Here is an 18,360-nt window from a genome sequence, read left to right as displayed (position 1 = left end):
ACGCGTTCCTATTCTACCACACTATATTAGATCAGGATTTGACGGATCCGACCATCATTCCTTTAACAAAATGGCGTTGAAGAAACGGATAAATCATGATAATCGGAATAGTAGCGACAATGATAACAGCCATTTTAATGCCCTCAGGTGAGGTGTGGGCCAAAGAACTATAAACTGAGGAAGCCGGATCAATGCTGATATCGTCCGTCTCGAAGAGCTTCTTCAACATCACCTGCAGAGGCCATAAAGAAGGCTTGTTGATATAATACAGAGCGCTCATGTACGTATTCCAGTGCCCTACGGCGTAGAAAATCCCCAATGAGGCCATTACCGGTTTGGATAATGGCAGTACCATATTGACAATGATCCGCAGCTCACCACACCCATCGATTCTGGAGGAATCTATCAGCTCCTGAGGTAGCTGCATGAAGAAACTTCTCATCACGAAAAAGTTAAAAGCGCTGATGGCGCCCGGAATCATAAGTGCCCAAAGGGAGTTCATAAGACCCAAATTTTTGATCAGGATAAAGTTTGGAATAAGAGGGGCACTGAATACCATAGTGAACAATACCATCATGACAATATATTTGCGTCCTACGAATTCCGGCCGTGACACCGGATAAGCGAGAGACGCTGTCGCAATCAGATTGATAGCGGTGCCCAGCACCGTAATATAGACGGAGACACCGAACGCCCGCCAAATGGAATGATCGCTGAAAACGTACTGATAATTGATCGCCGTAAAGTCCTTTGGCAGCAAGCCTACCCTGCCATTAATAATTGCTTCAGAGCTGCTAAAGGACTGGGCAATCACATTCAGAAACGGCAGAAACATAGCCAAAGCGAGAGCGGTTAGAAACAATAGATTGAACACATTAAATAGATTCTGGCCGCGAGTATAGCGTACTCTCATCATCCCTACCTCCATAAAGAGCGATTAATACAGCGATTCACCGGTTGTTTTTTTGCTCAAAATGTTGCCGATGAGCACCAGAATGAGTCCAACTACCGACTTGAATAGCCCCACTGCTGTTGTATAACTGTATTGCTGAGACAGCAGCCCCGCCTTATAGATATAAGTGTCCAGAATCTCCCCGTTCCCAGTATTAAGCGCGTTCAGGAATACCCATACCCGCTCGAAGCCAAGATCAAGAAATCTCCCGATATGGAGAAGGAACAAAATCATAATTGTCGGTATCAGAGACGGCAGCGTAATGGCTAAGGTTTGTTTCCAGCGTCCGGCTCCGTCTACTTCAGCAGCCTCATAAAGATCTGGGTTTATTCCTGCCAACGCGGCCAGATAAATAATCGTACCGTACCCGGAATCTCGCCAAATACCGGAACTGATCAAAATCGTGCGGATGTATGAATTTTCACCAAGAAAATAAATCGGTTCAAAGCCGAAGGTTTGTAAAACTTGATTCACAATCCCCGTTCCAGGGGAGAGGATGCCCAAGGCGATGCCGCTCACAATTACCCAGGATAAGAAATGGGGCATATAAACCACTGTTTGCAAAAAACGTTTATAAAACACAAGCCGTAGTTCATTTAACAGGAGCGCAAGCATTATCGGAGCCGGAAAGGCAAATAAGAGATCATACAAGCCTAGCAGGATCGTATTGCTTAAGATTCTTCCAAAATCTTGGTATTGAAACATGGTCTTAAAGTGCTCAAGCCCCACCCATTCACTGCCTGTAAAGCCTTTAAAAATGTTGTAGTTCTGAAACGCAATCACTGACCCGGCCAACGGCAAGTACTTGAAAATGATAAAGTACAAAATCCCGGGGATCGCGATCACATAAAGCGCTCTGAATTTCCACATGTTTGATAGCAGGGACCTTCTAGTGTCGGCTTTGTAGTTAATAAGGTCAATCCCGGTTAACTTAGCCTTCATAACCGTTTCCTATAGGTCCTTTTTTCAGCAGGTTCGCTGGAGCATTCTCATCTAAGGGAATTTCTTGAAATTCGACGGTAATAAACTGTTCCTCCCGTTCAATAATTCGGGATAACTCCCGCGTGAATACAGTAACGATCTCCTCCTTCTGCTTACTCGTTCGGCCTTCGTACATCCTAATCTCAATATGTGGCATCAGCTTTCCTCCATTTCCTCGAATAGTGAATGAATCTAACCTCATTCTACCTACAATAAAGCGCTTGCAATATGGAGTTTCTATGAGTGAGCTTGTGTTTTCTTTAGGGTATAACCAGTAATAATCGAGCTGCAATTCAAGCGAGCCCCTGAAATAAAAGCGACATCTCTACCATAATCTATGGTAGAAATGCCGCTTTATCATTTTAGATTTTTAATTACTATTTTAATACCCCATATAACTCTCCAAACCGGCTGGATCTATAATGAGCATTTGCTTGTTTCCGATTAGCTCAATAAGACCTGAATCTTCAAACCTTGAGAATTTTCTGCTAATGGTTTCGCGGGTGACCCCAACATAACTGGCCAGCTCTTCACGAGACAACGGAAGGTCAATATGAATATGAGCGCCACGCTGCTTACCATATTTGTCGCTGAGTTCCATGATCATATAAGCAATTCGTATTTCGGGATCTTTGGTTGCCAGGCTTTGCGCCAGATTTTCCGTATGGGCTAGTCTTTTGGTCACACTCTTCAGTAGCCTGAGCGAAATATCCGGATTATCCCTCATCAGCCGCTCCATATCCGTTCGGGTCAGCATGCAAATGTTAGTGTCTTTCAGAGCATAAGCACTGAAGTTACTCAACTCATCGCTGTTAAAAATACTCAGTTCCCCGAAAAAGTCTCCGTTCGTCAAGATGTGCAAAATTTGTTCTTTGCCCTCAGGAGTTGTTTTGGATAATTTAACATGCCCTCGCTGAATAATGTAGAGCGTATCTGACAGCGCCCCTTCCAGAATTAAAGGTTGACCTTTAGTGAACTTACGATGCTTAATCATGGCGCTGATCCGGGAGAGATCGTCATCGCTTAACGCAGCAAAAATAGGCACCTTGCGGGTACAAGGTTCAGCAGCGTATTGGCAAGAATACTCCTTCATAACTGTCCCCCTGTTGTTCATTTTTTTGTACAACTCCTATTTTCCTTTAGGATACAGAAGTTTTTTGTCTTCAACCGGCGCAAAATGACTGGTATCTTCACCGCATACCGGACAGACCCAATCTTCAGGCAAGTCTTCAAATGCAGTGCCTGCAACAACATCCTCATCGGGATCGCCTACTGCCGGATCATAAATGTAACCACATGGTAGACAGATATATTTTTTCATCTTTGTCATCTCCTAAAAAGTTAATAGTTTAGTTCAATCTGGTTTGAACTTCAGCCATAATTTCCACTATGCTACTCCCGTTAACATCGACCCCCATAAGGGGGATGCCTTGCTCCACAGCGGTTTTATACCCCAGAGAAGCAGCTGCCCCTTGCCAGGATATCGCACCAATCATTGTGTTATCTTTCACATAGACACGCGTATACGCCCCATTTTCTTCTCCGCTTACCACCGTATCGCAATACCGTTCATCCACGTTGCCTATCGAAAATAAAGAGATGCCAAAGGCGTTAAATAAGGTAACCGGAACAGCTCTACGATACGCAGTCAGATTGGCAACCATATTACTGCCGGCAATCCGGCCCTGCTCAATCGCTCCGCCCCACAGTCCTTCCACATGCCCGTTAACTTCAGCCACATCTCCGGCTGCGTACACATGCGGATCATTTGTTTGCATATACTCATTTACGATAATACCCTGCCGGACTTGTATATTCGAGCCACTTAACAATTCCGTTTTCGGTACAATACCAATGGAGTAGACTACATGTTCACAAGAAAAATGAGATTGGTCGTCCAATGTTATTCCGGTAACAAACGCTGTTCCAGTAATAGACGCCACACCTGCTTGAAGAATAACCTTCACCCCTGCTTGTTCAAGGTTCTCTTTAAGGAGCTGTGAGGATTTCTCATCAAGCTGTCTGCCCATCAACCGGTGAAAAGCTTCGATCACCGTTACCTGATATCCAGCTTCATGCAGCGCCCAAGCGGTTTCGATTCCCTGCACTCCCCCACCGATTACGGCTACATGGCTGCCATCCTGCAGGTTTTCTTTCAATCTGTCCGCGTCGTTCATATCCCGGAGGGTATGAACATTGTTCAGGGCGAAGCCCTCAAGGGAGAGTGCACGATTCTTCGCTCCCATACACAATAAAAGCTTATGATAAGAAACACTCTGCCCATCTTCTGTCACAACTATTTGCCGGTCCAGGTGGACAGAACGGATTCGGGTCGAGGTTTTTACGGAGATACGGTTATCGCGGTACCATTTTTCCTTTTTAATCAGCACCTTCTCACTGTGCAGGTCGGTAAACAGCCCTTTGGTCAGCTTAATCCGGTTATAGGGCAGTTGACTTTCCTCCCCGAGGATCGAAATTTCCGATTCTGCGTCTTGATCACGGATGGCTTTGGCGGCATGAACGGCGGCTACTCCTCCGCCAACAATAACGTAATGTTTTGTCATCCTATGTTCCTCCTCCCTAAAATGAACTCAGCAGCAAATCCGAAACAAATTCAGCCGCATTTTTAATTTTTTGAACTTTCTCAGGCTCTTTCGGGGAAAATCTGATTCGTACAGGGAACTCTACATGTGTCATCCCCGTGGTTTTAATAACCTCAGATGTGCTTTGCACCGTCATGTTTGTTCCATTCAGATAATCCTGAATGACTTCAACGGCTTCACCACTCCAGCCGTAGGAGCCAAAGGCTGCAGCAAGTTTACCTTCCAGATTCATATTGTGCAATTCTTTCAAAATGTTCTCCAGGTTCCCAATCATGTCCGCGTATTTAGTGGAGCTGCCAATAAAGACCGCGTCCGCTGACGTTATGCTGTTCAGAATATCAGTGGCACTACTTTTATCTGCATCCCAGACCTCTGTCTCTATATTATTTTCCTGCAAGCAATCCTGTATGATTTTGGCCATCTTCTTGGTACTGTTTTTGATGGTGGTATATACGATGGTTGCCTTTTTTCCTTGCGTCGTTTTACGGCTCAATGTGGCGTACATCCCGATATATTTACGTATGTCCTTCCGGATCACAAACCCATGGGAAGGAGCGATCATCCGGATCTCAAGATCCTTAACAGCCTCTAACAGGGTTCTTACATATCTTCTGTGAGGATGAATAATTGCTGCGTAATAGCCCTGGAAATCTTCCGTAATATCAAACCCGGCTTCATCGCTGAATAGATTCTCCACCGCAACATGCGTGCTGAAAATATCACAAGGAAATAAGATTTGATCTTCGATACAATAGGTGATCATCGTTTCTGCGGTATGGAGATACGGTGTTTCTTTAAACAGCAGCGTTTTCCCGCCAATATCCAGCTTATCTCCGTCTTTAACCACCAGGAAGTTCCGGCTATGAAGCTTGTACATTTCCTGCAATTCGGGAACAGCAATCTCGGTGCATACGATCGTAGCATTTGCAGCCTTGGCAGCGAGAGCTGCCAGTCCACCAGAGTGATCAGGCTCTGTATGATTAATTACAATGTAATGGATATCTAGAAGATCAATCATTTCACCCAGACACTCGGCATATTCACGTCCGAATTCCATATCTACGGTATCAATGACAGTTGGTTTACCTGTTTTTAATAAATAAGAATTATAGGTAGTTCCTTTTGCCAGAATCAGGCGGTGAAATGGAACCTGGCGGTTATCGATTTTGCCTATCCAGTAAGTATCCTCGGCGATTTTTTTGAATTGTGTACTCATTTCTTTAACCTCCAATGTTTGATTGATAATGTTTATCAACAACCTTATTTTATTATGGCTGCCAAACAAAAAAGAGGATTTGAATCAAATTATGAAAGTTTGAAAAAAATGAACACCTTAAATTTAGACGATCTAAATAAAGTGATTATGCGTTGGGTCACATTTTAAATAAAAAGCCACACAAATGTTTGCACTTCGCCTTAAAGAAAGAATAACCCATAACAACTTTATGCCATATCCTAATGAAAATAATAAAAAGGTGGATATCCATGACTGAAATACAAATAGCTGCTGTGGGAGATCTAATGGTCAAACGTTATATTATTTCGGATGCTAAACAGCCTGACGGAACCTATTCGTTCAGCCCCCTGTTTGCAAAAGTAGCTCCTTATCTGAAACAGGCTGATTTGACGATTGGCAATCTCGAAACCACCTTTGCTGGAAGTGGCCCCGAATGCCGGAAAAGTCCCCGATCAGGCGGTCCGATATTCAAATGTCCAGACGAACTGGCCCCTGCACTTAAGGAAGCCGGATTCGACGTATTAGTAACGGCCAACAATCATTGCATGGATTATGGTGCCCCGGGTCTGGTTCGGACGTTACGAGTTCTGGACCGTAATGGAATCGACCACACGGGAACAGCTAAATCATTAGAAGAATCCAAGAGAACGCTTATTAAAAACGTCAAAGGAATTACGATTGGCATCCTCTCCTACACAGCAGGAACCAACCGAATTCCTGTACCAGTGAGTAAGCCATGGCTGGTTAACCGGATATCTACGCCCAAGATCATTCGGGAGATTCGAGATTTAAAAAAGAAAGTCGATCTAGTCTTGCTTTATCTGCATTTCGGAAGCGAATATCGTTACACTCCAAACAAGAGGCAAAAAGAGCTGGTCAATCTCTTCTTTAAAAATGGCGCCGACATCATACTGGGGTCTCACCCACATGTTCTTCAACCGTTAGCGCTTCGTGGAAAAAAACAATTCGTTATTTACTCATTGGGGAATTTTGTTTCGACTAAACTAATGAATATTCCTTATACACAAAGCGGTATCATTCTTACGCTTAAAATAAAGAAGGATGAAAAAGGACACACGAGTATAACTAACGTAGGTTACATCCCGACTTGTGTAGATCGAAGAATAAAAAGCGGCAGGAAAATTACAGAGATCATCCCCATCCGCGACGCATTAAAGAGAAGCGCCACCGACATAAAAACAGAGCGGCGAAATCTCATGAATCGAATGTTGAAACATACGACAACAATCTTAAAGAAGGAATAGAAACGTTATTAAAATAGAGAATACAGCAAAAAGCGCTGTTCTACAGAACAGCGCTTTTTGCTCAATATGAAATCGACCTTATTATTCTAGTTCGGCCGGTTTTACAATGGTTGTACCTTTGTTATTCTTGGAATATTTAGCTTCGATTTTCGTGTTGTATGTATCTTTTTCTCCGTCACTTGTCAGTACATAACTCAGATCGACTGTCAGCTTTTCCGTTTGCCAGGTCTTAGTATTGACGAATAATTTCCAAGTTACGCTTTTAGGTTGAACAGTCTCACCATCCCAGAGGTTCTCCTGGTCATAGAGTTTGATTATTCCCTTAGCTGCTGTCGGATCGGTTACCGTGAACTGCAGGACGGTCTGAGCACCGGCAGTGCTGACTTTCATAGATTTTTTATAATTTTTTACCGAATCAAGCATGGAAACAGGATCGTATTGACCTTTAGAATAAAAAGAATCCCACTCCATCTTCTCCAGTCCAATCCAATACTGCGCATCAGGATCGATTGGCTCACCGTCATCGTCGTAACCTTCATCTTCAGATTCATCGATCAGTTCACTTCCGTCTACAAGATAGTAAAACTCCTTGTCATTGGCATATAGACTGTACGATGTTTCTAAAAGACTACTATCAACGGTGCCAGCTGCAGCAAAATTCGGCAGTCGATTAATATCCAGCTTCAGTGTGTTAGTGTTGCTGATACGTACCCCACCGCTCTGAATATCCTGTTTTTTGATCACATCTAAGTGAAAATTCTTTATTGCTTTAGAGGCCGCCGTTACTTTGCTAATCATTTGATCCGCGGTTACTGCTGTTGTGGTAGCTGCAGACACGACTTCAGGATTAGACATCCATCCGATCGTTCCGGACAGCAATAAAGCACCTACTGCCAAACTAGTGCCTATTGTTTTGAAAAAACTTTTCATGTACTTCCCCTTTCAGCCCCTTGCGATAATGTAACGCCGTATAGATCGAAATAATAAAAGAGCTCAAAATAGACTACATATTCTTAGAGCTATCCTTTATGCTTCATAAGACATCCCTATGGCGGCCTGGCGATCATTTCCTTCTGTAGAAAGGCTTTAGACCCATGGCTTTGTGTCATCATCTTTCGATGATTTTACCTTTAACGCGGACATTCAATTAGTTTTAATTAGCTTACGGACGCATGTCCCACCGCTAATTTTATCATGGTTATAATTACCTGTAAACGACTTATCTTCCATTCAAATTCGCTATGATGCTCAGAAGAAATACTTCACTCAAAATGAAAAATGAACGATTACATACGCTTATAAGTCTTATTAATGAGAACAGCAAAGACAGGGGGTGCAGCAAAATGTGTGACCGAGAAATTTTCGAGCTCTATAAAGAACAAGTATATTATTTTTGTTACTACTTAATGAAAAATCAGGCAGATGCAGAGGATATTTGCCAAGAGGTATTTGTAAAGGTTATCTTAGCGGATAAGTCTAAGGTAAGAAACTTGAAATCTTGGATTTTACGAATTGCTTCGAATGAGTGCCACAGTGTGATTAAAAGGCGTAAGACGGGGTGGATGAAAGAAGTACGTAATTATTTACTATCCAGGTCTGAGGAATCAAACCCTGTAGAAAAACGGTTGGATCGACAGGAAACTAAAAAAGAATTACAAGGGTTATACAGTCAGCTTCCCGACAAAATCAGAATGGTAGTAGTCCTTCGTTTTATAAACGAATTGACTGTACCCGAGATCTCTAAAGTTATGAGCATACCCGAAGGAACTGTAAAATCCAGACTGAACAAGGGACTTAAAATACTAAATAGAATGGGTGGAACTCAACTAAAGGAGCTGAGTAGTAATGAATCTGTATATTGAAAAAGATAGACATATTCCCCGACCGGATTATGATTTGATGTGGACTACCATTGAACAAGAAGCATATAAACGTCAAAGAAATCTGAATGCCTCCCAGAATACTCCTAGGCCTAATAAAAAGGTTGTTCCTATCAGCATCGTCTTCTCTTGCCTCTTACTTGTCGCCATTCCTGTATTCGCTAGTATGACGATTAATTGGGATAAAATTGGTGGGCGAAGTGTGAGCAATGCATTAAATAACGGCATCGGTCAACAGTATAATCTTCAAGCTTCCAGTTCAGGAGTAACAATGAATTTGAACGGTGTTGTAACTGACGGAGAAAAAATGAAAATGCTGTTATCACTTGATACTAAATCTGATCTATCCCAATATACTGGATTTGCTACAGAGGAAAACACCATGACTAGTGAATCCGGTGCCAAGGCAAAGGTATACGGTTATTTAGAATACGATCCTGAAAGCCAGAAACTCATTGGAGTATATGAGACACCTGATACATTAAAGGATGATAAAAAGGACTACAAGTTTGAAGCACGGAATCTCATTTTTTACCGTAATCAGAATATTCCCTTACAATCTAATCATCAAGCAGGGGATACAATCGATACTGGAGTTAAGCAATATCCAAGCATTCAAATCGAATCCGTTCGACATGTTTCCAATCAAACCATTATCCGTTACAAAGTCGCTGCATCACCATCTGACTTAGGACGGGGTAACCCACATTTGGTAGTTAGTACTGCAGGTCAAGAGAATGAGGCAATTCCAACCATCATGCCTAACGAAGGATCGGATTTATTTATTGAACAGGTTTTCAATATAACTGAATCAGATTGGAAGGAAGCTAGTCTTCATTTTAGTTACATTGAAGAAGCGAAACGTATTTCAGGTACATGGAAGTTCGATTTTAAAGCAGATGGACAAAAAGCAAGTGAGGCGATTTACACTAAGAAACTGTATAACAGTCCTGAATTTCAAGAAAAGACCGGTATAACCTTAGATCAGCTAGTGGTTACCCCTTTGGATATCCAAATTCTAATAGATGAAAATGATTCGCTTAAAAAAGGAATTGTCCACTATAATACCGCTCAGTTGGTTATAGGTGATAAAACAATCACTGGGGGTTGGAATTTGAAAGGAGATCATTCCGAAAGCTACCAGCATTTATTTCAATTTGAATCTCCGGAATGGTATAACAACTGGTCCGATGTTCCAATGAAACTTATATTAAAGGATGCTGTCATTGAGAAACGTGATACCAGTAAGAATTGGATCACAATAAACAAACCTAAAGAAGAAAAACAGTTCACTTCACTTGATGTCGATGGATTAGACATTGAATTCACGTACTATACTGAAGGCGAAAATTTGATTGTTGAATCATCATCCAAATCTCCTCACTTCAAAAGCGTTAACCAAACTACGTTACGGATTAATGGCAAAGAAGTGGTGCCTGAAATTACACCTAAGGGCATGATATCTACAGGAACTAATATTGATAGCTACAAAGATATTCCTTTCGACGAAAAAATCGAACTGAACCCTGGTATCTATAAATATAGCGCTCCTAGCCGGAACGAGGAAATTAAACTTTAATACAGGAAGTTAATCTATTGTCCCGCCCTTTTTAGTTAATCCTAAGGGCGGGTTATTTTTTGGATAGAATCAATTCTGTTATGTATCTCTTTTATTTCCTTCATAACAAAAAAAGCATAGAACGGACTCAAGTCCGCCTTATGCTTTCCATTATTAGGATAAACAATATTTAACGAGCGCATCACGCACACCATGCTCATTGTTCGAACCCGTAACAGCATTCGCTGCCGCTTTTACCTCTACAGGAGAATTATCCATCGCCACGCCCATCCCCGCATAGGTAAGCATAGAAATATCATTAAAATAATTACCGATTGAGAGGACTTCTTCTTGCGGAATTCCCAACTTCACAGCGAGATTTCTTAATGCGTTTCCCTTAGAAGATTCGGGATGCATCAAATCAACGAAAAATTCACCACTCCGCAAAATATTGTACTCAGGAGCCCAAGTACGCCATTCACGTTCAGCTTCGTCAAGGATTTCTGGCTGTGTAAATACAGTAAACTTAACAACCGGTTCACGGAAATCTTCCCATGCGGGCAGCGTCGCTGGCACAATACGGAAGTGCTCATACATATAATTAGCTTCTTTAGTCAGATTCTCTACATTATCAACATACATATCAAAAGCAGTATTCACATCATAATGAATATTGTGCTTACGGCAATAGTCAATATAGGGGTCAAGACCACGTGCATCCATACCATATTGGTGCAGCACTTCTCGATCTTCCACTCGTACCGTCGCTGCTCCATTGTGACCAAGCACGTAACCAGTCAGCCCCATTTCCTCCATGAAAGGAATCGAGTTCTGTGGACTGCGTCCCGTACACAATACGATTTGACCGCCAAGACGTGTAACCTCAGCAATAGCTTCCTTATTCTCAGAGCTTAAGTGGTGATCATCATTTAATAGCGTACCGTCCACATCTAGTGCAATCAGTTTGTATCTCATACTCCACCATCCTTGTCTTTCTTTTTCTATATATAATTGAACTTGAGGCTTTTTGTGTTAAGTGTCAGTCGCAACTATGGTGAATGTTTGGACTTCCAGCCGCTGTTGTTTCCAGATTTCTTAATTTATACCGTTTAAAAGCGGATGAAATCCGGAAACAAAGGCGGTCGCTATCGCTCTTACAGTTCCAAAATTCCCCTCCGTCTCTCCCTTCTCTTATCCCAAGTTTCCAAATTCAATATATATATATCAATTTATATATCATTTTCTCTACTATCCTTCTGACCCATCTGCGCCTAAGAGTGCCAGTTCCTCTAACGTCAGTTCCCGACAAGCTCCAAGCGGCAGACTTTCATCCAGCTTCAATTCTCCCATAGATACACGTTTCAGAAAAGTGACTTTTTTGCCTACCGCCTGAAACATACGCTTCACCTGATGAAATTTCCCCTCAGTGATGATAAGTGAAATATGGGAAATCACTTTGCTGCCGCGCTCTCTTCCAAGAATGGTTAAGTGTGCAGGTAAAGTAACGTAGCCATCTTCCAGCTCCACCCCTGCTGCAAAAGCCGCGACATCATCCGCGTCTACATCGCCCTCGATGGTTGCCTCGTACGTTTTCGGGACATGCTTACGTGGCGACAGCAATTCATGGGCAAGCTTCCCATCATTAGTGATCAGCAGCAGTCCCACAGTATCCTTATCTAGCCTTCCTACAGGAAACGGTTCAAACTGTGCATATTCGTGCTTTAAAAGATCCAAAACTGTCCGATCCCGCTTGTCCTCCGTAGCTGACAGGACACCCGGGGGTTTGTTCATCATAAGATATATGAATTCACGGTAGGTAACAACCTCTCCCCCTACCTCTATTTTATCGGCATAAGGATCCACATGGTACCCACTATCTTTTACCACTGTCCCGTTCACCAATATTAAGCCTTGTTTAGCTTGTTTACGGATATCACTGCGCGACCCCACTCCAATATGGGACAACACTTTATCTAATCGTTGTTTTTTGGCGGGCTTACCTGATTGGCTCATTGTTACATCCACCTCCAGCCTGCGGGATATTCGTTCTTGAGTATGCCATCCTGCCACTTCCCCCAGCCTGCGCTGTAGCCATCAATGCAGACCAGAACGTATCCCTTTTGGGCACTTCCTATTCTAATAGAGAGACGTTCTTGAGAAATCGACAACGTCTCTCCTTTAAGATAGGAAATAGCTTCATGATTCGTACTGGAGAGTGAGACACTTCGGCAGCTTTCTTCCGGATGCAAAGCTGTAGCCATTGGATGCCCTGGAATAAATCTTCCGTTACGGATTTGTCCTACATACCATCCCGGGCGGATCGTCTTTAATCCATTTAGTCTTTCCTTAGGAAGTGGAGAAATGTACAGATGGTCACCGAACAGAACCGGATATCCTTGCGGTTCCCAACCAAGCTGATCTCGCACAAAATTTCCATACGCAGTCAAAGCTTGCTCGTCACCTGAAACTTGCCGACCACGGTCAGCGCCACCAGTAGGTTTGTGAGAGGGTTTCCCTTCTTTCCCCCGTCTTCCTTCTGATTTATTGGATGATTTAACGTGTGCTGCACTTTTTGGAGTAGTAGTTCTTGCTCTTGCAGATTCGTTTAACTTGACCTCTAAGTGATCACGTTCCTCCATTGAGCGCTTAGTTCCCCCATGTTGCAATACAGCCATGAAATGTCCTTCGCCTTTCACCTTATGCGGCCACAGTCTTGCTGTACCTGAGAGTTCTCCGAAGCCAGGAGCGAATGAGCCTGTACCTCCTACCGCTACCACTGAGAACTGTGGATGTTCAGAAATAAACTCCGCTATAATTTCCTCATTTTCTTCTGTAGCAAAGGTACAGGTGGAATAGACAAGTGTACCTCCCGGTGCCAATGCTGTTGCAGCAGAACGTAAAATATCCCGCTGCATGGAAGCATATTTGGCAGGTGTACCTGAATCCCACTGCTTCACCATGTCTTCATCTTTACGGAACATCCCTTCACCAGAGCAGGGAGCATCAATCAAGATCTTGTCAAAAAAAAGCGGGAATGCAGCCGCGATATGATCTGGACTTTCGTTCAAAACAATACCATTACGAACCCCATACAGCTCCAGATTTTTAGCTAGAGCTTTAGTCCGTTCTGGATGAAGATCATTACTAACCAGCAATCCTTCACCTAACAGCTTGGCTGAAATCTGCGTAGATTTCCCCCCAGGGGCGGCACATAAATCAAGTACACGATCACCTGGTTCAATATTAAGCAATTCCACAGGTGCCATCGCACTCGGCTCTTGAATGTAATACAAACCTGCGTGGTAGTGAGGATGTTTACCAGGTCTAACCCCATTCTCTGTATAAAATCCTGTCGGACACCAAGGAATGGGTTCCAGTCCTAAAGTAGAAAGAGCCTTTAAGCTCTCCACGGAAATCTTCAAGGTGTTAACACGGACGCCTCCGTATGGGGTTTCCTTATAAGAATCCGCAAATTGATTATAATCTGTTCCCAGCATGTCCATCATACGCTCGCTGAAAGAACTGGGCAATTGTGCCGCCATGATGCCGTCCTCCTGATAGTATTGCAAAAATTTAGGTGTTTAAAGATTCAAGGAACACCCCTACGGGTGTCCCTTATACAATACTCATATATAGAGGATCTTTTACTTACGATGAAAGGATGTCGGTCTCTGAGGACCACGTCGTTGAGGGTTATTCGGTGTGATAGCTACAGCTGCATTCTCCACTTGGTCCGCTAGACTCGGATCAACAATCTCTATGGTCAGATCGTAATAAGAAAATGGCCGCTCATCATATGATGCTAAGCGCCGAACATAATCTTTCACTTCCTCCACGAGTTTCGCCAGATTAATGCCGAGTGTCGCTGCTGGATATTCCTCCAGTTTGGCAGAAGCACCACTCAGCATAATAGCTGCACCGCGCACATTCTGATTGCGAAAATGGTATAACCCTACCGCTACTTGGAGAAGTGCTTTGTACAAAGGATTTCGTTCCTGGGCAAGCCACAGTTCTTCGAGTACCTCGTGACATTCGAAATAATCCCTGTCACGATTAAAGTACACTAGGTATTCCAAGTACAATGGTTCATAAGCCATCCGGCAAACTATCCTTTTTAGCTGCGGAAAGAAGTCCCCGCACATGATCAAGAAGTTCCTTCATCGCTTCCATATCCTGAACCTGCCATATTTCGTTAAAGCGAGCCTGCGTATCTATAGCCTCATTCACCAAGTGATAGAAATACAATTGATGAATGGCCTTGAGAATCTGAGTGGTCATATTCGAGTTTTCCTCGAATGTCTTCTGTGCTTCCAGAATCTCTTCCCGAATACTGGACATTTCACTGTCGAGGATCGATGCTGCTTCAGCTGCCGTCTTTAGTCGAACACGCATTTCATCGGGTAGACTCTCCCGATATTTATAGTTCAGGGAATGCTCTATGGTAGCCCAGAAATTCATAGCTAGCGTACGAATTTGGATCTCCGCGAGCACAATTTTCTGGCCAAGCGCTGTTTGCACAGGATATTTAATAATCATATGGAAGCTGCGGTAGCCGCTCTCTTTATAATTAGTGATGTAATCCTTCTCATAGAGTACTTCAAGATCCTTACGGGCCCGGATATATTCGGCCACTCTGCGGATATCCTCCACGAATTGGCACATGATCCGAATTCCTGCAATGTCTTCAATCCCCGTCTCCAGATCTTCCATCTTCACATTCAGCCGTTTAGCCTTTTCCAGAATGCTTGACAGCCGCTTTACACGCCCCGTTACGAATTCTATCGGCGTGTATTCCTCTCTTTTCTTCAACTCCGAACGCATTGTTTTGAATTTAACTTTCAATTCTTCCACAGTCTGTTCATATGGAAGCAAAAAAGTTCCCCAGTCCCTGCCGTCCATCGCCTTCGTCCTCCTGTCCTTTCGTCTCCTTCAGTGATGATCAGCGCCCACTGCTTCAGAGATATGACTGAATCCATCCCGCCGTAATAGCTGCCGTAATCCGGCATGCAATTTGCGGTTAACCTCCGGTCCTTCGTAGATGAGAGCTGTATAAATTTCGACCAGACTCGCACCTGCTCTTATCTTGTCATACGCATCCTGACTGGTGAATATGCCGCCTGATCCTATGATCGGCATCTTTCCTTCCGTCTGGCGATAAATACTGCGAATGATCTCCGTTGAGCGGTCCCGCAGCGGTTTGCCGCTTAAGCCCCCCGTCTCATTAGCCTTTTCATGACTAAGTCCATCACGGTTCAATGTAGTATTCGTAGCAATAATACCATCCATACCAGCTTCTGTCAGTGTCTGAACCATAAACTCCAGCTCTTCATCACTTACGTCTGGTGCTATCTTAACCAACAAGCTTTTGGTAATCCCGGTCGCTTTACGCTGAATCTCCATTTCTTCCTTCACTTGAGCCAGCAGGAACGATAATTCACTGCCATGCTGGAGATTGCGAAGACCAGGTGTATTCGGCGAGCTAATATTGACCACAAAAAAATCACCGTACGGATAAAGCGTACGGATGCACTGACGATAGTCTTCATGAGCCGCTTCATTACTAGTTATCTTATTCCGGCCAATATTAACTGCTATAGGAATTCTCCGATTCTTTATTTTCTTCAGACGCTGTGCCATAGCATCAGCCCCTTCATTATTGAAGCCCATTCGATTAATCAGCGCTTCATCCGAAGGAAGACGGAACAAACGAGGGCTATCATTACCTGGTTGACCCTTAGGGGTAACCGTGCCCACTTCCATAAATCCAAACCCGATCGAAGAGAATCCGACTACCGCATCGGCATTTTTATCTAAACCTGCAGCAAGTCCAACTGGCGTCGGGAAATGCGTGCCAAACAGATCAACCGCTAAATCCGCCGTTTCAGGAACTCCGTACATTAAACGTAGCGCCGCGCTTCCACCTGGCACTGATGACGATTTATCCAATCCACCTATGACGAGATGGTGAGCCTTCTCGGGATCAATCTTGAAAAAAATTGGTTTACCAAAATTACGATACAACACCGTTCTCGCTCCTTAAGGGGTACTTCACTAATCCACGTGTCTACCCGTTTCTGTAGGTTTCTTCTTAATTTTAGCCTTTTCTTGAACAAAAGAAAAGTATTTTACAGTGCGAGTATATTGAGTACATAACGTAGAGTATAGTAATTTTGTTGTAAACGCATTACAATATAGGTGTAATCAGCGATTAAGAGAGAAAGAAGGTATGCCCAGTATGTCTACTAAACGTAAACCACCAACTTTGCAGCAAAAGAAAGAAGAAGTTAACCGTAAAGCGCTAATGTGGATTGGCGTCAGTTTAACTTTACTAATTCTTCTAATCATCGTTCTGTTTATCGTTGCAGGAAACTAATTCAGCCAGTGGTATACTTTGTGGGGGTTGGTCTGATCATGCTTAGCAGTAGAGCTGAAGCGTTTAGCCGGCACAAGCTGCTTTTCAGGCAGAACCCCTTTACTAATCACTACTGTTGTACCTTTAGGAATCAGCGCGAAGAGCTCCTCCACATCTTCTCGGCCCATTCGAATACATCCAAGGGATTCATCCTTACCAACACTGTCAGGCTCATTCGTACCATGAATAGCATAATTACTGTCCGAAAGCTGAAGCCCTCTGCTGCCGAAATCCCCATCATCTCGACCATTTGGATTGACGACTTTATCTGTAATCACGAAATTCCCCTCTGGTGTCTTATCTCCGCCAAGTCCTACCGCATAATTTCGTAGAATAATAGAACCGCTGACTACCGCCAACCGATGATTTTGTTTATCCACAACGACCCTCAGCGGCTGATCAAAAAAAGGAACGTCACTCGCAACACTTCCACTCACACTTAATGCTGTCGGTATAGTCCTCACACCATCGTTAGATGAGCTTGAAGGCTCCGCTATGTCTTCTGTTCCCGGTGCCATCTTGTTCTTAGCCACCGCTTTAAGAGGGCTGAATTCCCGCTTCATGACGGTTGTCGTCCCGCCTATCCAGTTCTCAGGAAAAGATCCCGTCAAATCCGCTAATGTATCTGGAAGCTTCCCTTTAGCATCTTGATAAGCCCGAATTGCACTCCATAGTGTGGCAAGCTCCTCTTGGTCACCCTGCCATTCTGCTCCATCCTTGGCGAGTTGCCCTTGCTCTGGCGGCTCACATGCACATTCCTTAGGATCGTAAGACTGATATACCAGCCGTCCCTTTCCATTCTTTTGCAGTGTGAAATTTAGCGGAAGCTTTTCTTTCCAGAGCAGCCATTTCCCCTCTCGCTCCATCCCTAACGCAGCAGCTTCAAAAGGTTCTTTACGCATTAGCATTTTCGCCATTAACTTTCCTTGCGAAGCCTCAGTTGCATTTTCTTGCGCTGTATACATCACTTTTTTCGCCTCAATAACTGGCTCTTGGACGGAGTCTTTTGGATCTGGCAGATCTTTGACTTCTGGAGCTGCCGTGTCTTGAAGGACTTCTTGTTCTTCAGTAACACCAATACCCGGAGCCACTGCTGAAGGTACCATTAAAAGTATAAGAAGCATTAGCGCCAGTGATATGTATCTCAATCTTTGTTGGCCGCGCTCACGCTGGCGACTCGCTTGCAGCAATCCATCTTCGTATTCGCGCAGCATTTCAGCAGGTACTTTACTATGCTCGAAAGCCTCATACACTTCACCAGCCTGATTGAAGCAATAATTAGCTTTTCCATGTTGACCGTTCTTATAGTATTCCTTCCCCAGCAAGTACCATGCCATTTTGTTATCAGGGTGCATCTGTACATATGCTTTGAGGTGCTGTGAGTTCTTCATCGGAACCTCCGAGAGTTTATAATTCCTACTTTATTAATATCGGTCAGACACAGCAAAAAAGACATCCCTAACCGAACAAAA

The 18,360-nt window shown here is 43.6% G+C and carries 19 protein-coding genes and 1 riboswitch; of the genes, 4 read left to right on the top strand and 15 right to left on the bottom strand.

Going from position 1 to position 18,360, the window contains the following annotated elements:
• Nucleotides 1-31 precede the first annotated feature (31 nt).
• The 7 genes from MKX60_RS30760 to MKX60_RS30730 all read right to left on the bottom strand — a co-directional run bounded on the left by MKX60_RS30760 (nucleotide 32) and on the right by MKX60_RS30730 (nucleotide 5,752).
• On the bottom strand, nucleotides 32-916 hold the full coding sequence (locus MKX60_RS30760; RefSeq protein ID WP_143759319.1) for a carbohydrate ABC transporter permease: 885 nt from the start codon (nucleotides 914-916) through the stop codon (nucleotides 32-34).
• A 21-nt stretch (nucleotides 917-937) separates the two neighbouring features.
• Nucleotides 938-1,894, bottom strand: coding sequence for an ABC transporter permease (locus tag MKX60_RS30755; RefSeq protein WP_341062000.1), 957 nt, complete (start codon nucleotides 1,892-1,894; stop codon nucleotides 938-940).
• Nucleotides 1,884-2,090, bottom strand: coding sequence for a tautomerase family protein (locus MKX60_RS30750; RefSeq protein ID WP_149643967.1), 207 nt, complete (start codon nucleotides 2,088-2,090; stop codon nucleotides 1,884-1,886). Before MKX60_RS30750 ends, MKX60_RS30755 begins: the two co-directional genes overlap by 11 nt.
• A gap of 225 nt (nucleotides 2,091-2,315) precedes the next feature.
• The gene (locus MKX60_RS30745; protein WP_341061999.1) at nucleotides 2,316-3,026 is read right to left on the bottom strand and encodes a Crp/Fnr family transcriptional regulator; all 711 of its coding nucleotides are present in this window, start codon (nucleotides 3,024-3,026) and stop codon (nucleotides 2,316-2,318) included.
• Nucleotides 3,027-3,062: 36 nt separating this feature from the next.
• A complete protein-coding gene (gene rd, locus MKX60_RS30740) occupies nucleotides 3,063-3,254 on the bottom strand; it encodes a rubredoxin (protein WP_149643966.1) in 192 nt (63 codons plus the stop codon).
• Nucleotides 3,255-3,282: 28 nt separating this feature from the next.
• A complete protein-coding gene (locus tag MKX60_RS30735) occupies nucleotides 3,283-4,497 on the bottom strand; it encodes an NAD(P)/FAD-dependent oxidoreductase (RefSeq protein WP_341061998.1) in 1,215 nt (404 codons plus the stop codon).
• A gap of 16 nt (nucleotides 4,498-4,513) precedes the next feature.
• Nucleotides 4,514-5,752 carry an FprA family A-type flavoprotein gene (locus MKX60_RS30730; protein WP_341061997.1) on the bottom strand — a complete coding sequence of 413 codons (1,239 nt, stop codon included), beginning with the start codon at nucleotides 5,750-5,752 and terminating at the stop codon, nucleotides 4,514-4,516.
• A gap of 269 nt (nucleotides 5,753-6,021) precedes the next feature.
• On the opposite strand from MKX60_RS30730, the gene MKX60_RS30725 reads away from it, so the two are divergent.
• Nucleotides 6,022-7,038 (top strand): CapA family protein, encoded by a 1,017-nt coding sequence (locus MKX60_RS30725; protein ID WP_341061996.1) that lies wholly within the window; start codon nucleotides 6,022-6,024, stop codon nucleotides 7,036-7,038.
• Nucleotides 7,039-7,119: 81 nt separating this feature from the next.
• On the opposite strand, the gene MKX60_RS30720 is transcribed toward MKX60_RS30725, so the two are convergent.
• Nucleotides 7,120-7,968: a DUF6612 family protein gene (locus tag MKX60_RS30720; RefSeq protein ID WP_341061995.1), complete on the bottom strand. Its 849-nt coding sequence runs from the start codon at nucleotides 7,966-7,968 to the stop codon at nucleotides 7,120-7,122.
• 117 nt (nucleotides 7,969-8,085) lie between these two features.
• Nucleotides 8,086-8,177: riboswitch (cyclic di-GMP riboswitch) on the bottom strand.
• A 204-nt stretch (nucleotides 8,178-8,381) separates the two neighbouring features.
• Between MKX60_RS30720 and MKX60_RS30715 the strand changes: the two genes are divergently transcribed.
• Both MKX60_RS30715 and MKX60_RS30710 read left to right on the top strand, forming a co-directional pair.
• Nucleotides 8,382-8,900, top strand: a complete 519-nt coding sequence (locus MKX60_RS30715; protein WP_076298534.1) for an RNA polymerase sigma factor — start codon at nucleotides 8,382-8,384, stop codon at nucleotides 8,898-8,900.
• Nucleotides 8,884-10,497 carry a DUF4179 domain-containing protein gene (locus MKX60_RS30710; RefSeq protein ID WP_341061994.1) on the top strand — a complete coding sequence of 538 codons (1,614 nt, stop codon included), beginning with the start codon at nucleotides 8,884-8,886 and terminating at the stop codon, nucleotides 10,495-10,497. The genes MKX60_RS30715 and MKX60_RS30710 overlap by 17 nt, the downstream gene beginning before the upstream one ends.
• Before the next feature lie 153 nt (nucleotides 10,498-10,650).
• On the opposite strand, the gene MKX60_RS30705 is transcribed toward MKX60_RS30710, so the two are convergent.
• From MKX60_RS30705 to MKX60_RS30680, 6 genes are all read right to left on the bottom strand, one after another.
• Nucleotides 10,651-11,451 carry a Cof-type HAD-IIB family hydrolase gene (locus MKX60_RS30705; protein WP_042186870.1) on the bottom strand — a complete coding sequence of 267 codons (801 nt, stop codon included), beginning with the start codon at nucleotides 11,449-11,451 and terminating at the stop codon, nucleotides 10,651-10,653.
• A 273-nt stretch (nucleotides 11,452-11,724) separates the two neighbouring features.
• The gene (locus MKX60_RS30700; protein WP_341061993.1) at nucleotides 11,725-12,489 is read right to left on the bottom strand and encodes a pseudouridine synthase; all 765 of its coding nucleotides are present in this window, start codon (nucleotides 12,487-12,489) and stop codon (nucleotides 11,725-11,727) included.
• Between the two features lie 2 nt (nucleotides 12,490-12,491).
• Entirely contained in the window at nucleotides 12,492-14,018 is a 1,527-nt protein-coding gene (locus MKX60_RS30695; RefSeq protein ID WP_341061992.1) for an RsmB/NOP family class I SAM-dependent RNA methyltransferase, read from the bottom strand.
• Between the two features lie 102 nt (nucleotides 14,019-14,120).
• Nucleotides 14,121-14,573, bottom strand: a complete 453-nt coding sequence (locus tag MKX60_RS30690) for a DUF309 domain-containing protein (protein ID WP_076283163.1) — start codon at nucleotides 14,571-14,573, stop codon at nucleotides 14,121-14,123.
• Entirely contained in the window at nucleotides 14,563-15,375 is an 813-nt protein-coding gene (locus tag MKX60_RS30685; protein ID WP_042126350.1) for a GTP pyrophosphokinase, read from the bottom strand. The genes MKX60_RS30690 and MKX60_RS30685 overlap by 11 nt, the downstream gene beginning before the upstream one ends.
• Nucleotides 15,376-15,405: 30 nt before the next feature.
• Nucleotides 15,406-16,500 carry a quinone-dependent dihydroorotate dehydrogenase gene (locus MKX60_RS30680; protein WP_076298537.1) on the bottom strand — a complete coding sequence of 365 codons (1,095 nt, stop codon included), beginning with the start codon at nucleotides 16,498-16,500 and terminating at the stop codon, nucleotides 15,406-15,408.
• A 211-nt stretch (nucleotides 16,501-16,711) separates the two neighbouring features.
• Between MKX60_RS30680 and MKX60_RS30675 the strand changes: the two genes are divergently transcribed.
• Complete coding sequence (locus MKX60_RS30675) at nucleotides 16,712-16,849, top strand: hypothetical protein (protein WP_167348489.1); 138 nt, start codon at nucleotides 16,712-16,714, stop codon at nucleotides 16,847-16,849.
• Here MKX60_RS30675 and MKX60_RS30670 read toward each other — a convergent pair.
• Entirely contained in the window at nucleotides 16,846-18,279 is a 1,434-nt protein-coding gene (locus tag MKX60_RS30670) for a L,D-transpeptidase family protein (protein WP_341061991.1), read from the bottom strand. The genes MKX60_RS30675 and MKX60_RS30670 overlap by 4 nt on opposite strands.
• Between the last annotated feature and the right edge of the window lie 81 nt (nucleotides 18,280-18,360).

Origin of the sequence: Paenibacillus sp. FSL R5-0914, assembly GCF_038004525.1 — a bacterium.
Classification (GTDB): Bacteria; Bacillota; Bacilli; order Paenibacillales; family Paenibacillaceae; genus Paenibacillus_AQ.
Note: the sequence above shows the minus strand (reverse complement) of the source record. Positions and strands in the feature narration are given on the sequence as shown.